The 15,990-nt window shown below is 65.0% G+C and carries 19 protein-coding genes and 1 riboswitch; of the genes, 13 read left to right on the top strand and 6 right to left on the bottom strand.

From position 1 onward, the window contains the following. The first annotated feature begins 7 nt into the window (after positions 1 to 7). The 6 genes from ACO6D6_RS01490 (at position 8) to ACO6D6_RS01515 (ending at position 5,065) form a co-directional block, all read left to right on the top strand. Positions 8 to 544 carry a GNAT family N-acetyltransferase gene (locus tag ACO6D6_RS01490; RefSeq protein WP_484782667.1) on the top strand — a complete coding sequence of 179 codons (537 nt, stop codon included), beginning with the start codon at positions 8 to 10 and terminating at the stop codon, positions 542 to 544. A 217-nt stretch (positions 545 to 761) separates the two neighbouring features. Next, on the top strand, positions 762 to 2,120 hold the full coding sequence (locus tag ACO6D6_RS01495; RefSeq protein ID WP_484782669.1) for a hypothetical protein: 1,359 nt from the start codon (positions 762 to 764) through the stop codon (positions 2,118 to 2,120). Positions 2,121 to 2,230: 110 nt separating this feature from the next. Further along, on the top strand, positions 2,231 to 3,655 hold the full coding sequence (gene ulaA / locus ACO6D6_RS01500; RefSeq protein WP_484782671.1) for a PTS ascorbate transporter subunit IIC: 1,425 nt from the start codon (positions 2,231 to 2,233) through the stop codon (positions 3,653 to 3,655). Then, on the top strand, positions 3,652 to 3,957 hold the full coding sequence (locus ACO6D6_RS01505; protein WP_484782672.1) for a PTS sugar transporter subunit IIB: 306 nt from the start codon (positions 3,652 to 3,654) through the stop codon (positions 3,955 to 3,957). The genes ulaA and ACO6D6_RS01505 overlap by 4 nt, the downstream gene beginning before the upstream one ends. Beyond that, complete coding sequence (locus ACO6D6_RS01510; protein WP_484782674.1) at positions 3,942 to 4,376, top strand: PTS sugar transporter subunit IIA; 435 nt, start codon at positions 3,942 to 3,944, stop codon at positions 4,374 to 4,376. The genes ACO6D6_RS01505 and ACO6D6_RS01510 overlap by 16 nt, the downstream gene beginning before the upstream one ends. Continuing rightward, the gene (locus tag ACO6D6_RS01515; protein ID WP_484782676.1) at positions 4,373 to 5,065 is read left to right on the top strand and encodes a sugar isomerase domain-containing protein; all 693 of its coding nucleotides are present in this window, start codon (positions 4,373 to 4,375) and stop codon (positions 5,063 to 5,065) included. The genes ACO6D6_RS01510 and ACO6D6_RS01515 overlap by 4 nt, the downstream gene beginning before the upstream one ends. 8 nt (positions 5,066 to 5,073) lie before the next feature. On the opposite strand, the gene ACO6D6_RS01520 is transcribed toward ACO6D6_RS01515, so the two are convergent. From ACO6D6_RS01520 to lipB, 5 genes are all read right to left on the bottom strand, one after another. Beyond that, positions 5,074 to 5,772, bottom strand: a complete 699-nt coding sequence (locus ACO6D6_RS01520) for a GntR family transcriptional regulator (RefSeq protein ID WP_484782677.1) — start codon at positions 5,770 to 5,772, stop codon at positions 5,074 to 5,076. Positions 5,773 to 5,811: 39 nt separating this feature from the next. Beyond that, entirely contained in the window at positions 5,812 to 7,569 is a 1,758-nt protein-coding gene (locus ACO6D6_RS01525) for an ABC-F family ATP-binding cassette domain-containing protein (protein ID WP_484782679.1), read from the bottom strand. 34 nt (positions 7,570 to 7,603) lie between these two features. After that, positions 7,604 to 8,407 carry a DUF4191 domain-containing protein gene (locus ACO6D6_RS01530; RefSeq protein WP_484782681.1) on the bottom strand — a complete coding sequence of 268 codons (804 nt, stop codon included), beginning with the start codon at positions 8,405 to 8,407 and terminating at the stop codon, positions 7,604 to 7,606. Continuing rightward, positions 8,407 to 9,360: a lipoyl synthase gene (locus tag ACO6D6_RS01535; RefSeq protein ID WP_484782682.1), complete on the bottom strand. Its 954-nt coding sequence runs from the start codon at positions 9,358 to 9,360 to the stop codon at positions 8,407 to 8,409. The genes ACO6D6_RS01530 and ACO6D6_RS01535 overlap by 1 nt, the downstream gene beginning before the upstream one ends. 73 nt (positions 9,361 to 9,433) lie before the next feature. Continuing rightward, entirely contained in the window at positions 9,434 to 10,096 is a 663-nt protein-coding gene (lipB, locus tag ACO6D6_RS01540; RefSeq protein WP_484782683.1) for a lipoyl(octanoyl) transferase LipB, read from the bottom strand. A gap of 224 nt (positions 10,097 to 10,320) precedes the next feature. On the opposite strand from lipB, the gene ACO6D6_RS01545 reads away from it, so the two are divergent. From ACO6D6_RS01545 to ACO6D6_RS01570, 6 genes are all read left to right on the top strand, one after another. Then, a complete protein-coding gene (locus ACO6D6_RS01545; RefSeq protein ID WP_484782685.1) occupies positions 10,321 to 10,971 on the top strand; it encodes a precorrin-8X methylmutase in 651 nt (216 codons plus the stop codon). Between the two features lie 218 nt (positions 10,972 to 11,189). Next, positions 11,190 to 11,304, top strand: a riboswitch (cobalamin riboswitch). 32 nt (positions 11,305 to 11,336) lie between these two features. Next, complete coding sequence (locus tag ACO6D6_RS01550; RefSeq protein ID WP_484782686.1) at positions 11,337 to 12,014, top strand: energy-coupling factor ABC transporter permease; 678 nt, start codon at positions 11,337 to 11,339, stop codon at positions 12,012 to 12,014. Further along, on the top strand, positions 12,011 to 12,325 hold the full coding sequence (locus tag ACO6D6_RS01555) for an energy-coupling factor ABC transporter substrate-binding protein (RefSeq protein WP_484782688.1): 315 nt from the start codon (positions 12,011 to 12,013) through the stop codon (positions 12,323 to 12,325). Before ACO6D6_RS01550 ends, ACO6D6_RS01555 begins: the two co-directional genes overlap by 4 nt. Then, positions 12,315 to 13,073, top strand: a complete 759-nt coding sequence (gene cbiQ, locus ACO6D6_RS01560; protein ID WP_484782690.1) for a cobalt ECF transporter T component CbiQ — start codon at positions 12,315 to 12,317, stop codon at positions 13,071 to 13,073. Before ACO6D6_RS01555 ends, cbiQ begins: the two co-directional genes overlap by 11 nt. After that, positions 13,070 to 13,870, top strand: coding sequence for an energy-coupling factor ABC transporter ATP-binding protein (locus tag ACO6D6_RS01565; protein WP_484782901.1), 801 nt, complete (start codon positions 13,070 to 13,072; stop codon positions 13,868 to 13,870). Before cbiQ ends, ACO6D6_RS01565 begins: the two co-directional genes overlap by 4 nt. A gap of 96 nt (positions 13,871 to 13,966) precedes the next feature. After that, positions 13,967 to 14,206, top strand: a complete 240-nt coding sequence (locus tag ACO6D6_RS01570) for a hypothetical protein (protein ID WP_484782691.1) — start codon at positions 13,967 to 13,969, stop codon at positions 14,204 to 14,206. A gap of 102 nt (positions 14,207 to 14,308) precedes the next feature. On the opposite strand, the gene ACO6D6_RS01575 is transcribed toward ACO6D6_RS01570, so the two are convergent. Further along, positions 14,309 to 14,851: a magnetosome magnetite crystal formation protein family gene (locus tag ACO6D6_RS01575; protein WP_484782692.1), complete on the bottom strand. Its 543-nt coding sequence runs from the start codon at positions 14,849 to 14,851 to the stop codon at positions 14,309 to 14,311. 595 nt (positions 14,852 to 15,446) lie between these two features. On the opposite strand from ACO6D6_RS01575, the gene ACO6D6_RS01580 reads away from it, so the two are divergent. Further along, positions 15,447 to 15,770 (top strand): hypothetical protein, encoded by a 324-nt coding sequence (locus tag ACO6D6_RS01580; RefSeq protein ID WP_484782694.1) that lies wholly within the window; start codon positions 15,447 to 15,449, stop codon positions 15,768 to 15,770. Positions 15,771 to 15,990 lie beyond the last annotated feature (220 nt).

Here is a 15,990-nt window from a genome sequence, read left to right on the forward strand (position 1 = left end):
GACTGGGATGAGGCTTCGGCCATTGCAAATCGGCGACACGCCCCGAGTGCTGGAGGCGTTTACGTCGGCCGGTGACATGGCCCGGCAGGGACGGGTCACCGATCCATCGGAGGCGGAGGCCTACGTGGCACGACTGCTTGATCCCGATGCCGCGCATCTGCCATTCGCAATGGCCGGGGAAAGCGATTTGTTGTTCGGGCTCGTTGCCCTGAGTGTCGATTCCGGGAACCGCAACGCGTGGTTCTGGTACTGGACCCATCCCGCGGCTCGGGGGCGTGGCTGGACGGGCCGTGCGGCGGCCACCGTCGCGAACTGGGCCCTGACATCGGGCGGACTGCATCGCCTGGAACTCGGCCACCGGGTCAACAATCCCGCATCCCGAGGAGTGGCGCTCGCCGCCGGGTTCGTCCAGGAAGGCGTCGAACGGGAGAAATTCCTGATCGACGGGCAGCGAATCGACGTCGTGACCTACGGGCGCCTGGCGAGCGATCCCACCCCGCGAACCGAACCGTTGCCGATCACCGCTGTTCCGAACATTGAGTAGACGCGGCATCGGCTGAGGTTTCTCGAATCGTCGGCCCGGGTGGGGCCGGCCGGGCGTCGCCCGCCGGGTCTGCTTCGACGCTCCCGGACGCAGGTCGGTGCAGTGCTCGCCGGGTCGGCCGGGATGCCCGGGTCCGAGATCTCGTCAACTGTTGACCCCCGAGGCACCTCCGCCTAAGATGGTCTATACCATTTGTTGGTCGCTCGAGGAGGAGCGAATGATTCGTGCAAGACATGTGCTGGCTGTCGCGGTGCTGGCCTCCGTGATTCTCGGTTCCGGGGTGGCAGCTGGTTCGCCGAGCTTGTCCTCGCTCCCGGAAAACCCCCGAGGCAAGGGGGCGTGGAAGCTTGTCCGTGCCGAGAGCTTCAACCGGCCGTTGAAGGTCAGGGGAGACACCGGCTGGTTCCCGAGCAAGGACGAGAAGGACACCGAGTACGACGTGGATGCCTACGACAACGACGGGGAGTTCTTCCAGACCTTCGGCGGGGAGGCGTTCCGGGAACATCTGGCCACCATGGATCTCTACCGGCGCTCCTACGCCATCGGCAAGGGTGGGTGGCTGACCGTGGAGCTCGCCGCGCGGGACCGGGACCGGGACGGCACCCCTGACGGCGTCCCCACGTTCGCGCGCACGAAATCGAGGAAGACGGGATCCGTCGGCACCTTCACCGTTCCGGATCACAACTCCGCCGCCATTCTCCGATCCACCGAGGCCCTGCCCGAGGAGTACCGCGTCGAGGTGACCCTTCGGGCAATCGATTTCGGCGGACAGCGCAACGGCTCCTGGGATTACGACGGCAAGACCAATGGGTACGGCCCCGGTGGTTGCAAGACCAATTTCCCATGGGCGGGCTCTCCGGGTGCCGACTACGCCCCGGGGGAATGCGACTGGCTCGACGTCACCGGTGACTCCAACGGTTACTACTTCCTGTCGATCATGGACCATCCGGTGGCTCCACACAACAATGTTTTCGTCCATCAGCGGCGCAAGGTGGTGATGGACGGTTACAACCGTTATCGCTACACCGGAAACGGTCTGCGGTACTGCGATCCCGTCTCGGGTGCCTTCCAGCCGTACGAGTGGGGCAGCGGGAATGGTGTGAACATGCTCTTCATGACCCCGTTCCGTCGCTATTCCAGCTCTCCGGGGACCCAGTACCTGATGAAATCCGAGTGCGGAACCGTCCATGGCGGTGCGATCGTCAGCCAGGTCGACATGGTTCCCGAGAAGATGCCCGAGGCGAGCTACGTTTTCGCCATAGAGCGTCGCGGCGGGCAGTACACACTCGAGGTTTCAGGGTATTTCCGCAACGTGGGGTGGGGCACGTACCGGTACAGTCAGCCCTTCGATGACGGTGAACACCCGATCCATCACTACAACCAGAGAACCGATGAGTACGACGGCCGGTACAACATGGACTGGACCTATTCCGCGGGTGACAAGACCTTCGTGGATCCCAACATCTGGCCTGCCGGTTCGTCCTATCCCGACTATTTCATGATCGGCATTCCGCACATGAACTTCTATGAGGGGACGGCGAGCATCAAGGACGTGCGTCTTTACATTCCGCGATAGCCATCATCGCCGGGCGCCCCGCAACGGATCCGGAAAAGCAAATCCAATCAGGGGTGCCAGAACTGTCTTCGCCGGACGGATTCACTCCGGCATCAAAATTGGAGGTAGCAGTGGATCTCATAGCCAACATCGCCTCTGCGCTGGCGAACAATCTTTTCTCGCAGGTTGCCGTTCTCATCGGGCTCATCGCCCTGATCGGTCTCCTGCTTCAACGCAAACCTCTCGAACAGGTGGTGGGTGGCGCGGTCAGGGCCACCCTCGGGGTCGTGATCCTGAACATCGGCGTGGACATCTTCGTTGCCGGTCTGGTCGCCTTCCAGGCGATCGTCTCCAGTGCCTTCGGGATCACGCCGCCGACCAGCACCAGCAACATGACTACCTTCCTCGCGGGCAGGGGCACCGTGGTTCCCTTGGTGATCGCGTTCGGTTTCCTGATCCACCTCATCCTGGTCGCCCTGTTCAAATCGGCGCGCTATGTCTATCTGACCGGGCACCTGATGTACTGGATGTCCCTGGTGTTGGTGGCCACGTTCGTGGAGGCGATTCCCGGGGCGGATCCCGTCGCCCTCACGGTGGTCTCCGCCGTGGTCGTCGCCTGCTACTGGACGCTGCAGCCGATGTGGATGGAACCACTCATGAAACGTGTCGTCGGCGGGGACAACTTCGGTCTCGGGCACACCACGTCCTGCCTGGCACTGCTTTCGGGATACGGTGCCAAGGCCCTCCACCTGGGCGATCCGGTGAAACACGACACCGAGAAGATCCGGATGCCGAAGGCAATCTCCTTCCTGAAGGACATCAACGTCTCAACCGTGTTCGTCATCGGCATCATCATGATCGTCTCCATACTGTTCGCCGACGGCGGCGTCGTCGCGAAGCAGATGGGTGACAGCACGATGGCCCCCGTGATGTGGGGATTCGTGCAGGCGCTGCGATTCGCGGCGGGAATCGCTGTCCTTCTCTACGGGGTCCGGATGTTCCTGGCCGAGATAGTTCCGGCTTTCCGTGGCATCTCCCAGAAACTCCTGCCGGGTTCCCGGCCCGCACTGGACATTCCCACGGTCTTCCCGAAATCCCCCACGGCCGTCATGATCGGTTTCCTGGCCTCAATGGTGACTTTCCTGGTCTGCATGGGCGTCTTCGCCACCGCAGGCTGGTTCGCGCTCGTCCCACCCATGATCATGCTGTTCTTCGGTGGCGGTGCCGCCGGAGTCTTCGGCAATGCCACGGCGGGCTGGCGCGGTGCCGTTTTCGGTGGGGTGCTCAACGGTTTGATCCTCGCCTTCGGGCAGTGGATCGGCTGGGGCTGGTACAGCTCCACGGCCCCCGAGCTGGCCACCCTCGCGGATTCCGACTGGTACGCGGTCGGCTGGTTGTTCCTCGGTCTCGGGAAACTGTTCGAAGGGCTCGGGGGTGTCGGGCTGTGGATTGTCGGCGCGGTGGCCCTGGTCATCACCATGGCGGCCCTGCTGCTCGTCCGGAAACGCAACCTCGTGAACGCGGAGGACGCAGAAACGAAGGAGAAGACGAAATGACGATGCCTGACCCGGTGAAGGTGCTCTGCGTCTGTGGCTTGGGAATGGGAAGTTCCCTGATCCTTCGCATGACCGTGGAAACCGCCCTCAACAGGATGGGTCTGAACACCGAGATCGATCACACCGATCTCTCATCGGCCCGGAGCATGGAACCGGATGTGGTGGTCGGGCAGGGCATGCACACCGATGAACTGGAGGGACTCGCACCCGTCATCGTGTCGGTGGATGATTTCCTCGACGATGCCGTGGTCGAGGAAAAACTCCGGACCGGATTCACGGCAGCGGGATGGGACGTATGCTGACCGCGGCGGCGGTGGGTGCCGCCACTGGTTGGAGAAACGCCGTACGTGCCGCCGCAGCGCTCCTCGTGGAGGTTGGGGCCACCACCCCGGAGTACGGGGAGCGCTGCATCGGATCGGCCGAGGAGCTGGGCCCGTACTTCGTGTTGAGCCCCGGGGTGGCGCTGGCCCACGCCCGCGCCGAGGGCACCTGCCTGCACCCGGGGTTGTCGCTGCTCCGACTGGATGGGCCGGTTGACTTCGGCCACGAGGCGAACGATCCCGTCGATCTGGTGTTCTGCCTGGCATCCCCGGACAATGAAACCCACATGGCTGGCCTTCGGGCCTTCGCGCTCGCCATGTCAGGTGATCTGGTGGAAAGACTCCGCGGTGCTGCTCCTGAAGAACTGGCCGGCCTGCTGGCGGAGGCGTCGGTCGCATGAGTTCGCTGGGAACCTGGATCGATGAGGTGGTCGCTCACAACGAGAAACAGATTTCCGTCGCAGCGACTTGCATTGCCAGGACCCATCGCGAGGGAGGGCTCGTTTTCACGGCGGGCTCCGGGCATTCCCTGGCGATGGTGATGGAAACCTTTTTTCGCGCGGGCGGACTGGCCATCGTTCGTCCTTTCTTCCGCGCGGACATGCTTCCCCTGAACGGTGCCCTGAGATCGACGATGGCCGAACGGGAAACCGGTGTGGGAGCCGAAATGGTGACCGCCGTCGATCCGGGCCCGAGAGATCTCGTCGCGATCTTCTCGAACTCGGGGCGCAACCCGTACCCGGTGGAGATAGCGGAGGGGGCGAGGGCGCGCGGGGCGGTCGTCGTGGCCTTGACCAGCGTCGGGGCGAGCCGGGCGAGCCGGCCCCGGGGGGCGCATCGCCTCTACGAGGTGGCTGATGTCGTCCTCGACACCCTGGTCCCTCCGGGAGATGTGTCGTCCCCGGCGGGGAATCCGGTGACCGGTCCGCTCTCCACGCTGGCCTGTTGTGCGCTCTGGACCGAGATCCTCGCGGCCACCGTGGAACTCGACCCCGGGGTGTGTCTGTGGCGGAGCGCCAACCAGGACGGAAACGACGGCTTCAACACCGCTCTGGCCGAACAGTTGCGGGACCGGATACCCGAACTTTGAACCGGCCGTCACGAGGAGGGCAACAATTTTGCGGTGAATTCATAGGCATCCGCCCGGTACCAGGAAATCGTGTGTTCCGCGGGACGCTCCCGGATTAGGGCCCTGCGATCCATGCGGATAACCGGCGCGCCGGGCCTGATGTGAAGCGATTTGGCGATGTCCTTCGGGCATTCCACGGCGACGATCCGCTGCTCGCCCGAGTCGAGACGCAGGCCGTAACGTCTGCCGAGGATTTCGTAGAGGGACTGCTCGGCGTCGTCGATGGAATAGCCGGGTACGAGTGAGGAATCCAGGTGGGTCTCCTCGATCGCGAGGGGCACGCCGTCCCCGGTGCGGATCCGGGTCATCGTCACCAACGATGTCCCGACCGGGAAGAAGCTCTTGTCATTGGCCTGTTCGCTGCCGAAGTCGAGCACTATCGCACCCGGCTCTTTTCCTTTCGCCCGCATGTCATCGGTGAAGGAGTTCAGGGAGAGCCGTAATTCGATTCTCGGTTGAGCCACGAAGGTGCCACGCCCGACGTGCCGATCCAACAGGCCTTCCCGGGTCAGGTCGATGACGGCGCGGCGGGCCGTCATGCGGGAGACCCCGTATTCCTGGGCCAGGTCCCGTTCGGAACTTATCGGGGCACCGATCGGCAGCTTCAGGACTCTCCTGCGGAGTCGTTCTCGCATCGTCAGGTACTTGGGGCTCGGCTCGGTGGGCACGTCGGGGATTCTAGTGCCGGACCCTGCTGAAATGGCCTCTCATTCGGCCGCCAGCAGCCAGGCGTCCTCCAGCTCGTCCTTGCGTGCCCGGGCGGTCCGCAGATCCGTGTCCAGCGCAGCGAGCTTCTCGAAATCGGTCGCCGAGGCGGCCATGGCGTCGTGGATGCGTTCGATCTCGGAGTCCACCTTCGCGAGCTGTGACTCCAGACGCGCCAGTTCCTTCTTCCGGGCGCGTTCGGCCGCGGCATCGGAGCGGGGCCTGGCAGCGGGGGGAGTGGGTGAGGGGGAGGGGGTCTTCGTCCCGCTGCGACGTTCCAGATATTCCTCCACCCCGCCGGGCAGCAGCACACATGAACCGTCACCCAGCAACGCCCACGAGGCGTCGGTGACGCGCTCCAGGAAGTAGCGGTCGTGGGATACGACGATCAGGGTGCCCGGCCAGGTGTCGAGGTAGTCCTCGATCACCGTGAGGGTGTCGATGTCGAGGTCGTTGGTTGGTTCGTCGAGGAGCAGCACGTTCGGTTCCTCGAGCAACAACCGGAGCAGCTGGAGGCGGCGGCGTTCCCCACCGGACAGGTCGCCGATGCGGGCGACCAGTTTGTCGCCGGTGAAACCGAACTCCTCAAGCAGATTGCCGGCCGATACCTCCCGGCCGGTCGCCAACCTCGTCGCCTGTTTCAGGCGGGTGACGGACTGGAGTACACGGTCCTCGTCGTCCAGTTCCCCGACGCTCTGCGACAGGTATCCGACCCTGAGCGTGATGCCACGCTTGATCTTCCCGCCCTGAGGGGACCTCAGACCGGCCAGCAGGTCCAGCAGGGTGGTCTTGCCCGCGCCGTTGACACCCACCAGGCCGATGCGGTCGCCCGGCCCGATGGACCAGGTGAGCCGGTTCAACAGTTTGCGGCCATCGACGGAGTAGTCGACGTTGATCAGGTCGAAGACGTCCTTGCCGAGACGCGAGGTGGCGAATTTCTCCAGGGCCAGCCGGTCGCGCGGCGGGGGCACGTCGCTGATGAGGGCCTCGGCCGCCTCGATGCGGAACTTCGGTTTCGAGGTGCGGGCAGGGGCCCCGCGCCGCAGCCACGCCAGCTCCTTGCGCGCCAGGTTCCTGCGGCGTGCCTCCGAGGCCGCGGCCTGCCGCTGCCGCTCCACCCGCGCCAGCACATACGCCGCGTAGCCGCCGTCGTAGGCGTCCACCACACCGTCGTGGACCTCCCAGATGCGGGTGCACACCGCATCCAGGAACCAGCGGTCGTGGCTGACCACCAGCATCGCGAGCCCCGCCGCGGTGCGGGAACGCAGATGGGAGGCGAGGAAGGCGATCGCCTCCACGTCGAGATGATTGGTGGGCTCGTCCAGCACGATCAGGTCGTGGTCACCGAGCAGCACCTCGACCAGTCCGACCCGCCTTCGTTCGCCCCCGGACAGGGTCTCGATGGGACGGTCCAGGTCAACTCCCGCCAGCAGCGCCTCGACGATCTCACGCCGATCCGCCCGGGCCGCATAGACGTGATCGGCGGCGCCGTCGAGCACCACCTGCCGGATCGTCTCACCGGGGGAGCCGGCCTGATGCTGGGTCAGCACCCCGATGGAAGCGGAGTTGGAGATCGTCACCCGCCCGGAATCGGGCACCAGATCGCCCGTCAGGATGCGCAGCAGGGTGGTCTTCCCGTCCCCGTTGCGCCCGACCACACCGACAACCTCGCCCGCCCCGATCCCGAGGCTCACCCCGTCCAGCAGCACACGGGTGCCGAAGGCGTGGGAGACGGATTCCAGATTGACCAGATTTGCCACGTCCGAAAGCTACCAGCGAAAGCCGGGGAGCGCGTCAACGCCCACGGAGCGCCTGCCGGGCTCCTTTCATGCCGCCCTTTCCGGTGGGCATGGGGCCCTTCGGCATGGGCAGCTTCGGGCGCATCGCGTCGAGCGCCCGGAGCCTGTCCTCCACCTCCGTGATCTTCGACGCGGTCAAGGACTTCGGAAGTTTCTTGATCTCGTCGGCCAGCCGGTCGAGGGGCACCTGTCCACCGCCCCTGCCGACCACGAAGGTGACCACGTCCACGCCGTAGGCAACCTGCTCGTGTTTCTTCTTCTCCGATGCGAGCAGGGTCTTGAGGCCCTTGGGGTCCCCTTCACCGATCAGCACGAGACCACCGGGACCGATGGCGCGGTGCACCACGTTCGCGGAGTCGCGATTGCGGGTGACCGCCACCGCGATGGTGTGCTTCCACTTCTTCCCGAGCATGTTCAACGCCAGCTCGGCGGAGCCAGCCTGACCCTCGTAGCGGCTGAAGGCAGCTCGTTTCACGCGCCGCGTGAACACGAACAACGCCGCCAGCAGACCCACGGCGACACCCAAAATGCCCCACACGATGGGCGAATGCAGCACGAATCCCAGGGTCAGGACCAGCGCGAACGGGACGAGGCCCGCGGCGAGCAGGATCCACGGCAGCTTCGGATCCTGCTGTTTCGTGAGTTTGTACGACTCCGTGATCTGGCGGATCTGGCCCCAGTCGGCCGGGTTGTCGGAGTTCCTGCGGCGCAGTTTCTCGGCGCGGGCCTTCTCCTTCTGTCTCTGTTTCTGTTCCTTCTGTCGTTGGGCCAGTTCCCGGGCCCTCTCGCTGCGTGCCATCACTTTCCACCAGCCTTCCGCGCGGCCTTCTTACGTTCTTCCATCGCAGTCCTGTACAGCCTGCCAGCCCGATAGGACGAGCGTACGAGAGGCCCGGAGAGCACGCCAGAGTAGCCGATCTGTTTTGCCTCCTCGGCGAGCTCGTCGAACTCCTCGGGAGGCACCCAGCGGGAAATCGGGTGCAGGGTCGCGTTCGGGCGCAGGTACTGGGTGATGGTGATCAACTCGGTTCCCGCCTCGTACAGGTCGACCAAGGCCTGGGAGACCTCCTCACGGGTCTCACCCATGCCCAGGATCAGGTTCGATTTCGTGACCAGTCCCGCGTCGCGGCTCATCCGCAGCACGTCGAGGGAACGGTCGTAGCGGAAGGCCGGGCGGATGCGTTTGAAGATCCGTGGCACGGTTTCCACATTGTGGGCGAACACCTCGGGCCGGGTGTCCAGGACCTGGCCCACCAGGTCCGGTTCCGCGGAGAAGTCGGGGGCGAGCATCTCCACCCCCACCCCTGGATTGACAGCGTGGATCTGGCGAATGGTCTCGGCGTACAACCACGCACCCTGGTCGGGCAGGTCGTCGCGGCAGACCCCGGTCACGGTGGCATAGCGCAACCCCATCTTCTTCACCGACGCGGCGACGCGCATCGGCTCGGCCGGGTCGTAACCCTCGGGTTTCGCGGACGTGATCTGGCAGAAGTCGCAGCGCCGGGTGCACTGGTCACCACCGATCAGGAAGGTGGACTCGCGATCCTCCCAGCACTCGAAGATGTTGGGGCAGTTCGCCTCACGACAGACGGTGTGCAAATCCGCTTTCTGCACGATCTGCTGCAGATCCCTGTAGTTCGGGCCGGTGCGTGCGGTGGTGCGGATCCAGCCGGGTTTGCGTTCGATCGGGGTCTCGGCGTTCTTGGCCTCGATGCGGAGCAGTCGACGTCCATCCGGATGTACAGCGGTCACCCGGGGGATGATACCCGCTGAACCGATGGTCGCGCGGTTCATCGAACCGCTTCGCGGATTCGTGAGCGCCGGTTCACCCGTGATCGAAGGCCGCCAGACGAAAACGGAGATGGGGCTCCAGGTCGTGGGCCACCGCGGCGACATCCCAGTTCCCGGGCAGTTCCTCCGCCAGGGAGGTCACCCCGGCATCGCTGATTCCGCAGGGAACGATGTTGCCGAAGGCTTCCGGGTTGGGGAGCACGTTCAGGGCGAAACCGTGCATCGTGGTTCGTCTGGCGACCCTGATCCCGATGGCGCAGATCTTGCGTTCCGGCCGGCTCCCGGATGCGGGCAGCCAGACCCCGGTCCTGCCCACCACGCGACGCCCGTCCAGGCCGTAACCGATCAGCAGGTCGACGACGGCGTCCTCGAAACGCCGGATCGGATCCACCACCCCGACACCATCGGGCAGGCGAAGGAGCGGGTAGCCGGTGAGCTGGCCGGGGCCGTGCCAGGTGATCTTCCCGCCCCGGTCCACGTCCACCACCGGGGTGTCGTCGAAGGGACGTTCTTCGGGTAGGGTGGCCCGTCCCGCCGTGTAGACGGGTTCGTGTTCCAGCAGGATCACGTGCCCGGGTCGTTTCCCGGCCGCCACCTCGGCGTGCACCCGGCGCTGGTAATCCCACGATTCCCGGTAGTCGCTGTGGAAATGATCGGGGCCCAGGCCGCGGTACTCGAAGGTCAACATCGCGGACATCGTAGCCCTGACGGCATTCCCGGATGTCATCTCCCACGGTGGGCAGGCCGGTGGAACAGAATGGCAGGCATGATTCGAACCGTTGAACATGACCGTTGCCCCGGCCTCCCACACTCCCGACACACCATGGATGAGAACTGCGGTGGGTCCGGCGGAGAGCGGGTGGGGTTCATCACCCCGGTGGCTGCCGGGACCGTCCTGACCGCGGCCGGCAGGTGATCTCGGTGGTGAAGCGACCCGAGAGACGCTACTTCTACGAAACCAACGGCTCCGCCATTTCCAAGGAGTCCTTCCGCATCGTCCGGGAGGGAGCCGACCTGACGGCTTTCACCCCCGAGGAGGCCCAGGTGGTGGTGCGCATGATCCACACCGCCGGCGATCTCGACCTGCCCCGACGAGTCGTCTTCCATCCTGAACTGGTGTCCGCGGTGCGCGGTGCCCTGCGTGGGGGAGCACCGATTTTCACCGACGCGAACATGGTCAAGTCCGGCATCACCCGCAGGCGCCTTCCCGCCGACAACGAGGTGCGCTGTCTCCTGCGCGACGAGCGGGCGGTGGCTCTGGCCGATGAGTGGGGAACCACCCGGTCCGCGGCCGCGGTTTCGCTGTGGGGCGATGACCTAGAGGGGGCGGTGGTCGCCATCGGAAACGCCCCGACGGCGCTGTTCCACCTCCTGGAACTGATCGCCGACGGCGGGCCACGTCCCGCGGCGATCATCGGCGTGCCCGTAGGTTTCGTCGGCACGGCAGAGTCGAAACAGGCCCTCGCGGATTCCGATTTCGGGGTGCCGTGGCTCGTGGTTCACGGGCATCGTGGGGGATCCGCGCTGGCCGCTTCGGCGATCAACGCCTTGGCGAGCGAGTCCGAGCTGTGACCGGGACCCCGTGGGCCATCGGTGTCGGCCCGACCGGGACCACGGGGCCAACAACACGTCCCCGGCGAACCCATGGCCGGTGAACGGCGGGCCACCGTTTCGGTGGTGGGACTCGGTCCGGACCAGTGGACATGTGAAGGCTTTCCTTGCCATCCGGATCCTTCCTGACGCAAGTGGCTACCTCCGACAGGTGCGGATGCTGCGTTTCGTTCCGGTAATGTGAGGCCCGAAGCGTGGGTTAGTCACGAGGAACCCGGTGGAAATCCGGGACGGTCGCGCCACTGTGAACCAATCCAGGTGAGTCAGGAACTCGTCCCACGCCCCGTTGCGGAACGCATGATTCCGCAGAAGGGATGTGTTTCGTCATGCACATTGCAGAGGGTTTCCTGCCTCCGTTGCAGGCCGCTGCCTGGTTCGTGGCCGCGACGCCGTTCGTGATCCACGGGGCCATGGCCGTCGTGAAACAAGTGCGCAAGGATCCTGACTCCAAACTCCTGCTGGCTGCCGCTGGCGCCTTCACCTTTGCTCTGTCGGCGGTGAAGCTGCCATCGGTGACGGGTTCCTCCTCACACCCGACCGGGACGGGAGCCGGGGCCGTGCTGTTCAAACCACCGGTTCTGGCCTTCCTCGGCACCATCGTGCTGTTGTTCCAGGCGATCCTGCTGGCGCACGGCGGCCTCACGACCCTCGGGGCGAACGTGTTCTCGATGGCCGTCGCGGGCCCTTGGTGCGGTTACCTGATGTGGGTGCTGTTCAAGAGGGTCAACAAGATGGTGGCGGTGTTCCTCGCCATGGCCGTCGCAGATCTCAGCACCTACGTCGTCACGAGCTTCCAGCTGGCCATCGCCTACCCGGGCACCGAGGGCAGCTTCGGGGCCACCCTGATGAAGTTCATGTCCATTTTCGCCCTGACCCAGATCCCGCTGGCTCTCGCCGAGGGTGTTCTCGGCGTGTTCCTGTTCTCCTTCCTGACCAGGGTTGCAACGCCCGAGCTGTCGAAGCTCGGTGTGCTCTCCCGCAAGGACGTGGAGGTGGCGTCATGAAACTGAACAAGTGGGGAATCATCGCGGGAATCGTCGCCCTGGTACTGCTGTTCTGCATCCCGTTCTACACCGCGCCCGCCGAGTCCGAGTTCGGTGGCACCGACTCGGCCGTGACCGACATTCTGGAAGAAAACGGCGCCGAGCCCTGGTTCAAGCCCGTCGCCCCACCCGCGGGTGGCGAGATCGAGTCGGGTCTGTTCGCCATGCAGGCCGCTCTCGGTTCCGGGATCATGTTCTACTGCCTCGGCCGCATGGCCGGCAGGCGCAAGGCCGAGAAGGAAGCCGGGGGGGCCGCTTCCGTTGAGGATTAGCGGCCTGGACGATTCCGCCTGGGGCAGTCCCTGGCGGACAATCCCGGTCGGTCAGAAGGTGGGCCTGTCGTTGCTGCTCGTGTTGACGGCGCTGCTGGCTCGTCCTTGGCCAACCGCGGTTCTCGTCGCGGCAATGGCCGTCGCCGCCCTGGTTGTCGCCAGGATTCCGGTCCGCATGGTGGCCGCCGCCATGACCGCTCCCGCGGTGTTCATCATCCTGGGAGCGGTTTCGGCGACGCTGACGATCGGCGCTTTCGAAGGACCCGGTTGGCGTTGGGGCTGGCTGGGAATCCGGGAGGCCGACATGGCCTTGGGGTTGGGTCTGCTGCTGCGCGCGACGGCCGGAACCCTGGGGGTGCTGGTGTTGGCGATGACCACCCCCATGGTGGATCTGCTCAGCTGGCTGAGAAAACTGCACGTCCCGGCCCCTCTGATCGAGATCGCCTCGCTGATGTACCGGATGATCTTCACCGCCTGGAACTCGCTGGTTCTGGTACGCCGGGCCCAGCAGCAACGACTCGGTGGCACCGGACCCATGAGGCGAAGGTTCGCCGAGACGGGGCAGTTGGTCGGGGCGGTTGCCGTTCGGACCTGGTTGGCATCCGCCCGCCTGGCCGACGGCCTGGCCATCCGGGGACACGAGTCAACTTTGACCACCCTGCCGTCTCGGCGCGGAAACCGGAATCTTCCGATCTGGGTGTTGGTGGGTTTGAGTCTCATGTGGGGAGTTGCGTTGTGGACGCGATGAAACTGGCCGCGACGGGAATCGTCGCGGGTTTCGAGGGGCGCGAGGTGTTGCGGGGCCTTGACCTGGGGGTTCCCGCTGGAGCCCGGATGGCGTTGCTCGGTGCCAATGGCTCGGGCAAGACCACCCTGCTGCGCACCATCGCAGGTGCGCACCGGCCATCGGCCGGGCAGGTTCGTCTCGACGGGGAGCCGGTGCGTTTCGACCGTGCCGGGCTGAGGGCGCATCGGCGTCGTGTGCAGCTGGTGCTGCAGGACCCGGACGATCAGTTGTTCTCCGCGGATGTGCGGCAGGACGTGAGCTTTGGTCCGCTGAACCTGGGGCTGTCCGAGACCGAGGCCGCCGAGGCCACGGATTCGGCGATATCCGCCATGGGCATCGAACACCTGGCCGACCGGCCCACCCATCAACTCAGCTACGGGGAGCGGAAGCGTGTGGTCATCGCCGGTGCATTGGCGATGAACGTGGATGTGTTGCTGCTCGACGAACCGACAGCCGGGCTGGATCCCGCCGGGGTCGAGGCCCTGCTGCAGACGCTGGGGGAGATCAATGCGCGGGGCACCACGCTGGTGTTCTCGACCCACGAGGTGGACAACGCTCTGGCCTTCGCCACCCATGCCGCGGTGATGACCGACGGGAGGCTGCGGCAGGGCGGGCTCGTGGAGCTGCTCAGCGACGCCGAGCTCTTGACGGCCGCCCGCCTGCGTCAACCGATCCTGCTGCAGTTGTCCGCGGCGCTGGGATGGGAAAGCCCCGCTACCAGTGTCGAGCAGGTCAGGCAACGCTGGCCCGTCGGCTGAAGCGAGCCCATCGCCGGGTTCACGGGGCTGCCGCGGCCTCCGGCAGCGGGTCCCGGATACGAATTGAAATGGATTTCACAAGAAGTGGTTGTTCTCATGAGAAAAGCGAAGGAGCGTAGTTCAACATCCTCGGGATTGCCCCGGAAAACCACCAAGTTCAAGGTGCTGAGGGGAGAAGCGACGTCGGAGTCGGTCCGGGATGGGGTGGAAACCGGGCTCGGGCAGGTTGATGAATGCCCAGGAGGGTGCCTGGCAAACCCGATGTGGCTGCCGGGACACCTCTTCGGCGACGCCGGGGATCCGGAAACCCGGATGCCCAGCGCGATCGAGAGCTGACCGTGAAATCGTCCTGCGCCACGGGTCACCGATTCCGGTGGGTGCCTGGCGCAGGACGATTGCCGTCAGCTTCTCCGAGGAGCTTCGATCAAGGGGCAGGGGTCAATATTTGATGGGCCGGAACCCGGTGATCTGGGTCAGCGGATTCTCCCAGTCCTCACCCCGATTGGCCTTGACCACGCTGATGATGGTGAGCACCAGCCAGCCGATGGACCACAGGAAGACGGGAAACCCGAACCCGAGGATGCTAAGCATCCCTCCCACGATGAAACCAGCGGTGGCGAGAATCTGGTAGTTCAGCGCCTTGGCGGCTTCACGATTGACCGCCGATCCGCTCTTGGTAGCCAGCCAGGCCAGGCCGGGGCCGATTGGTCCCGAGAACAGCCCGGTGAAGTGGATCAGCGCGGCAGCATCGGTGGAGGAACTCGCGAGCCCTGCGGTGGTGGCGGGCTGCACGGGAGCCAGCGTCCGGGGAGACGCGGGCAGGTCCGCGATCGCCAGGCGCAGCTGTTGGGCTGAGCTTGCCTTGAGGATCAGGTCCAACCGGTGCTCCAGCTCCGGTTCGTTTATGCGTCCCTCCGCGTAGGCACGCTGAACGATGTCTATGGCGTTGTCCCGGGTGGCGTCGCTGATTCTCGTGGTCATGCAATCCACTGTCGCACCGCCGCGGCGGTGACACCATTGGGGTCAGCCCCGGTTCACCCCTGTGGAGCCCCTGAGAGATCCTGCGGTGAGGTGTCTCTGCGGGATCGCGTCCGAGGAAGAAACCCGGTGGAGCCGCTGAGCCGAAACCACCCGCTTCGCTTCCTGCTGCCGAGACCTTAACTTTTGGCCAGAGTCTCTTCGATGCCCCGCAGGGTCTGGGTGTTGGTTCTAGAGTCGTGTGATCCCGGGTTGGAGACACCTGCCGGGTTTGTGACACCAATGGGGGTGTTGAACAATGAAACATCGCATCAAAGGAACCACCACGACGGTCGCTGTGGCCGCGGTTTTGCTGCTGTCCTCGTGCAGCGGGCAGCAGCCCGGTCCGGGGAGCAGTGAATCGGCTTCCTGGGGGACCGCCCCGCAGCAGCCTCCCCGAACCACCACGGCCCAACCGTCGGCTGCATCATCACCCTCTGGGCCGCAGCCGTCGGAGACCTTCACCCCGGAACAACTCGAAGCAGCAAACACCGTGATCGAATACATCCGCATCTCGGATGAGGTTTTCAGTAATCCGGATGCCGATCCCCAGCCTCTCATGGACATCACCACGGGACAGAGTCAAACCATAGAGAAAGAACTTCTTGCGGAGTATCGCAGGAAGGGTCAGGTTCAGACCGGGGAGGCGGTTGTTCACATCACGGGTGCCTCGGAGCCGGTCGAGTTTGATGGGGTGCGCTCCGTTGATGTCCAGATGTGCACCGATGTCGGGAAGGTCGATGTGATCGACTCAGCCGGTAAGAGCGTGGTTCCCGTGGACCGCCCGCAGTATCTCCAGTGGAATGTGAATGTGGTCAAAACCGAGACCGGCTGGAAATTCGGGGATGCCACGAACGAAAACGCCCTGAGGTGCCCGGCATGAAACGCTTGACCGCCATTGCTGTTCTCATTGCCTGTCTCCTGATTGTGGCCGGCCTACTCCCACAATCGGCCCGCGCCGAAGGAGAGGTCCGCTGCGGAAGGAAAGACAGAAACGCCGGAGGTTGTGTAATTGAGATCAGGGCTCCGGGGTCTGGTGGCCAGCCTGGGAAACCGGGCCGGCCCGGCAGGGGTCCGGTGACCCGACCCACCGAGACCCCCGA

The organism is Arachnia sp., assembly GCF_057238465.1.

What these genes read in the sequence shown, in the direction of transcription:
- ACO6D6_RS01490 (WP_484782667.1), top strand. Translation starts at nt 8, where the DNA reads ATGAGGCTTCGGCCATTGCAAATCGGCGACACGCCCCGAGTGCTGGAG.
- ACO6D6_RS01495 (WP_484782669.1), top strand. Translation starts at nt 762, where the DNA reads ATGATTCGTGCAAGACATGTGCTGGCTGTCGCGGTGCTGGCCTCCGTG.
- ACO6D6_RS01505 (WP_484782672.1), top strand. Translation starts at nt 3,652, where the DNA reads ATGACGATGCCTGACCCGGTGAAGGTGCTCTGCGTCTGTGGCTTGGGA.
- ACO6D6_RS01510 (WP_484782674.1), top strand. Translation starts at nt 3,942, where the DNA reads ATGGGACGTATGCTGACCGCGGCGGCGGTGGGTGCCGCCACTGGTTGG.
- ACO6D6_RS01515 (WP_484782676.1), top strand. Translation starts at nt 4,373, where the DNA reads ATGAGTTCGCTGGGAACCTGGATCGATGAGGTGGTCGCTCACAACGAG.
- ACO6D6_RS01530 (WP_484782681.1), bottom strand. Translation starts at nt 8,407, where the DNA reads ATGGCACGCAGCGAGAGGGCCCGGGAACTGGCCCAACGACAGAAGGAA.
- lipB (WP_484782683.1), bottom strand. Translation starts at nt 10,096, where the DNA reads ATGTCCGCGATGTTGACCTTCGAGTACCGCGGCCTGGGCCCCGATCAT.
- ACO6D6_RS01550 (WP_484782686.1), top strand. Translation starts at nt 11,337, where the DNA reads ATGCACATTGCAGAGGGTTTCCTGCCTCCGTTGCAGGCCGCTGCCTGG.
- ACO6D6_RS01555 (WP_484782688.1), top strand. Translation starts at nt 12,011, where the DNA reads ATGAAACTGAACAAGTGGGGAATCATCGCGGGAATCGTCGCCCTGGTA.
- ACO6D6_RS01565 (WP_484782901.1), top strand. Translation starts at nt 13,070, where the DNA reads ATGAAACTGGCCGCGACGGGAATCGTCGCGGGTTTCGAGGGGCGCGAG.
- ACO6D6_RS01570 (WP_484782691.1), top strand. Translation starts at nt 13,967, where the DNA reads ATGAGAAAAGCGAAGGAGCGTAGTTCAACATCCTCGGGATTGCCCCGG.
- ACO6D6_RS01575 (WP_484782692.1), bottom strand. Translation starts at nt 14,851, where the DNA reads ATGACCACGAGAATCAGCGACGCCACCCGGGACAACGCCATAGACATC.
- ACO6D6_RS01580 (WP_484782694.1), top strand. Translation starts at nt 15,447, where the DNA reads ATGGACATCACCACGGGACAGAGTCAAACCATAGAGAAAGAACTTCTT.